The sequence below is a fragment of the Ruminococcus sp. genome (assembly GCF_017650195.1).
Taxonomy (GTDB): Bacteria; Bacillota; Clostridia; order Oscillospirales; family Ruminococcaceae; genus Ruminococcus.
Genome location: NZ_JAGCFH010000188.1, coordinates 1 through 3590, shown reverse-complemented (window position 1 = coordinate 3590; position 3590 = coordinate 1). Strand labels below are relative to the sequence as shown.

The window sequence follows — 3590 nt, the reverse complement described above, 5'->3', positions numbered from 1 at the left end:
GTAGTGGATACAGTACTTAAGGTCGGAGCAGCTGCGGCGATAAAGGAAGTTTAGAATATTAATACATTGACTATCGAAATGGGAAGCCATAAAGGAGAAAATGAGAAAACTTTTTCTCTCCTTTATGGCTTTTTGAAATAATTGAAAAGAAATGGGGAAGAATCACTGATAATTGCCTGGCAGTTTTTTCAAAATGACGCGTAGTATTTCATGTTTTGTTCGTGTAATAAGTGAAAGTGAAAAGACTGCTTTCGGAAAGGAGCTTGTCAATGGACAACGGTGCAAGTAGCTACCGCCGTTTCCGTGACAATGGTGACCAAAGCGGATTAGTCGAGATAATAAGGGACTATAAGGACGGTCTGATACTGTACCTCACAAGCGTGGTCGGAAATATCCGGACAGCTGAGGAGATAGCAGAAGATACCTTTGTTATAATCGGTACAAAAAAGCCGAAAGACAAGGGGACTGGCTCGTTCAGGACATGGCTTTATACCATTGGGAGAAATGCTGCGATTGACTATCTGAGGAAACGCTCGAGACATAACGAGACCTCTCTTGAAGACGAGGCTGAGCTTGTAAGCGATGAGGAAGCTGTTGAGACAGCATATATAAAGAAGGAACAGCAGATACTGTTACACAGGGCAATGCGAAAGCTCAGTCCTGAGTATCAGCAGGTACTGTGGCTCGTATACTTCGAGGAGCTCAGTAACAAAGAAGCCGCTAAGATCATGAAGAAAAGTGTTCGCAGTATAGAATCACTGCTGTACCGTGCGCGAAGGTCACTGCGATCACAGCTTGAAATGGAGGGCTTTGATTATGAAAAACTATGAGGATATGGCAAAGGATGTATTCCGGCGCATAGAAGAATATGAAGCCGGAACGAAGCGGCACAGGATAAGAACTGTCAAAGCGATAGCCTCTCTTGCTGCTGTATGTGCGGCAGCGGCGGTAGGCGTATTTATATGGAAGGGTGGAGTAATAGCTCCTTCAAAGGAAAACTTCGCGACTTCTGTCAGCGATATTACGACAACTGACACTTCTGCGGAATATAACGTCATTAATCAAACCAGTGCCGAAAATACCGTTACCACGTCTGAAACGAGTGCGGAACAGAAAATACAGACTACAGAGACTTTGACAAAGACCGATGATAAACAGGAGTCATATACAACTGAATCGAGGTCAAAGGGAGAAGATCAAAAAACAACTGCAGCTCAGACAGAGACATCGGAACAAAGTGTTTCACTAAGTAATTCCGTGTCCGGTGACAGATTGGGGGACGCAGTCATAAACGGGGAGTACTATATGCAGACCTTCCCTGACGGCGTGGATTACACAGCAGACAGATACATTGGCAGCGGCAATGATTACGAAGGCTTTTACAAAAGCTACGGCACGAGTGCTGAGTTTTACACTGTAAAGGAAAGTACGGATATAGTGATTGTGAAGCTCGGCAACGGCGGACAGGTATATCTGAAAAGGACAAATGAAGCACCCCAGGAAACTCCTTCGCTTATCACGTCATATCCACTAACTGTAGGGGCAAGTTATTCTGTGCCGCCAAACGGGGAATGCGGGCTTTCGATGGGACTTTATTACGCAATGGAGTCTTATGCCGGAAGCGCAGATTACCTATTAAAAGGCGATATATTTAGTGATAATCATCAGATCTTTGAACGTGAAAAATTGCAGGCAGAAGCAGAACGCCTCAGTAGTCTGGGTTACAATGTTACAGTCGAATCGGAGCCGACACAGTCGGAAGAAGATTATTATTACCTGACCCTGAATCTGACTTATGAGCAAATAAGGAATTTTCCAACAACAGAAAATTACGCATTTTTTCTAAGACTGTATGATGGCTATTGATAAACAAAAAAGGACTTCCAGTGCGGAAGTCCTTTTATACTGTATATTACTTACTCTTAGAAGCCTTAGCATAATTGCCTTCAAGGAAGGCTTTGATAGTTTCCTCAGTGAGGTCGTTGTCCATGCCGAGGATGTAGAGAGAATCGTTAACGCGTTCCTTAACAGCCTTTTCATAGGAGGACTTATCTGTCCTTTCATTGTTGACAGAATAGGATATCTCAGCGTTTTCATCCTGCTGTTTGCTGTTTTCAGTATTGCCGTAGCTGAAAACCTCAGAGAACTTGTAATTCTCGTTGAATGTATATATGCTTTCTGCGGTATAGCTCGGACTGTCTACCTTTGAATAGAGTTCATTTGCCTTGTCGTCATATCCGATAGTACCGTCGGAGTTACCAAACTGTCCGACAGGTACGGGACAGCCGTTCCATGAGAATACCTGAACGTAAGGAGCATAGTGATAAGCGCCCGAAATGAAGAGCTCGGGGATATCGTCTCCGTTTATATCCAGAAGTGAGAAGTGGTTATCGTCGTTCTTCTTCTTGTTTTTCAGGTAGTCATTGAGGACAGCCGCATAAGCATCCTGCCATTTTTCACATCCGCCGAGAGATGCATTGATAACATCACTGTCGAAGCTGAAATCCTCACCCATATCCTTGATAAATCCGGAGATGAAATGATTGTACTCAGCGGTGAAGGTCTCCTCGGTAACGAAGTTTCCATCCTCCTTAACGGCTAAGCTGGAGCGCTGGAATGAGCCAACATTCGCAAGAGCCTTGCCCTTAAGGCGGTACAGCTGTATATTCATTACCTGTATATCGTCGTGGTATCTTGTAGTGGTAAGGAGACTCCTATCCATTACATAATTGAGCATATCACATTCGGTGATGGGATCAAATTCTGTATAGTAGCCTTCGCTCAGGGTTTTTATGAGATAAGTCTTGTTGCCAAGACTTCCGTAGGATATGATAAGCTCCGGTACCAGATCGTCATTTACATCATATATGGTAAAACGAGCGGTTTCGTCGTACTTGTCTGACTTCTTGAAATCCTCCAGCTCTGAGCGGTATATTTTAGCCCAGTCAACGTTTGCGACAGTTGTCATATCTGTGGTGTCGCCGAGAACTATGATTTCTGAGGGATCACTGTCGAGCACTGGGTCTGTGGGAGCAGGCTCTGTAGGACCTGTAGTCGATACACCATCGTCCGTTGCAACGGTTGTTGTCTGAGCTGTGGTATTATCTGATTTTCCGCCGTTCTTGTCTGCGCAGCCGCAGAGCAGAGCAGCTATACAAAGTAAAGCAGTGAGCTTTTTCATGATATTACCTCCGTAAGAGTATTTATTTACCATAAGAATTATAACACATTATTTTATATTTGTCATTACACTTATTGCGATTTTCGTTAATTTTTCATTTTTCTTCACTTCTATGATATATTCGTGAACGTTCTGCGACAGTCCTGAGCTTACGAATCTTTTTGGGCAAGTCGGACAATATCTGTTCTTTGTCATAAAGAAAGCCGCATGGAAAGTTGAATTTTCCTGCGGCTTTGCACCTGGCAAACTATATCATGTATTGTCGGGAGAATTGTCCGGATCATCTTTTTCAAGCCCGGAGATATCGGCACAGAGCTTTCGTGTAGTTCCATTGTCAAACTCTATTGTAACGACGGTATCGCCGCCGAGAGGGAGAGTGTCTGTCACCGTGCCCTTTCCGAAAAGCCGG

Annotated in this window: 3 protein-coding genes; 2 read left to right on the top strand and 1 reads right to left on the bottom strand. The window is 44.0% G+C overall.

Annotated elements, in window-relative coordinates; genetic code table 11:
• Positions 1-269 precede the first annotated feature (269 nt).
• The gene (locus tag J6U00_RS08780; protein WP_296581087.1) at positions 270-830 is read left to right on the top strand and encodes an RNA polymerase sigma factor; all 561 of its coding nucleotides are present in this window, start codon (positions 270-272) and stop codon (positions 828-830) included.
• Complete coding sequence (locus J6U00_RS08775; protein WP_296581085.1) at positions 817-1866, top strand: hypothetical protein; 1050 nt, start codon at positions 817-819, stop codon at positions 1864-1866. The genes J6U00_RS08780 and J6U00_RS08775 overlap by 14 nt, the downstream gene beginning before the upstream one ends.
• Positions 1867-1912: 46 nt before the next feature.
• Here J6U00_RS08775 and J6U00_RS08770 read toward each other — a convergent pair whose 3' ends face one another.
• Positions 1913-3181 (bottom strand): hypothetical protein, encoded by a 1269-nt coding sequence (locus J6U00_RS08770; RefSeq protein ID WP_296581083.1) that lies wholly within the window; start codon positions 3179-3181, stop codon positions 1913-1915.
• Between the last annotated feature and the right edge of the window lie 409 nt (positions 3182-3590).

What these genes read in the sequence shown, in the direction of transcription:
- J6U00_RS08780 (WP_296581087.1), top strand. Translation starts at nt 270, where the DNA reads ATGGACAACGGTGCAAGTAGCTACCGCCGTTTCCGTGACAATGGTGAC.
- J6U00_RS08770 (WP_296581083.1), bottom strand. Translation starts at nt 3,181, where the DNA reads ATGAAAAAGCTCACTGCTTTACTTTGTATAGCTGCTCTGCTCTGCGGC.
- J6U00_RS08775 (WP_296581085.1), top strand. Translation starts at nt 817, where the DNA reads ATGAAAAACTATGAGGATATGGCAAAGGATGTATTCCGGCGCATAGAA.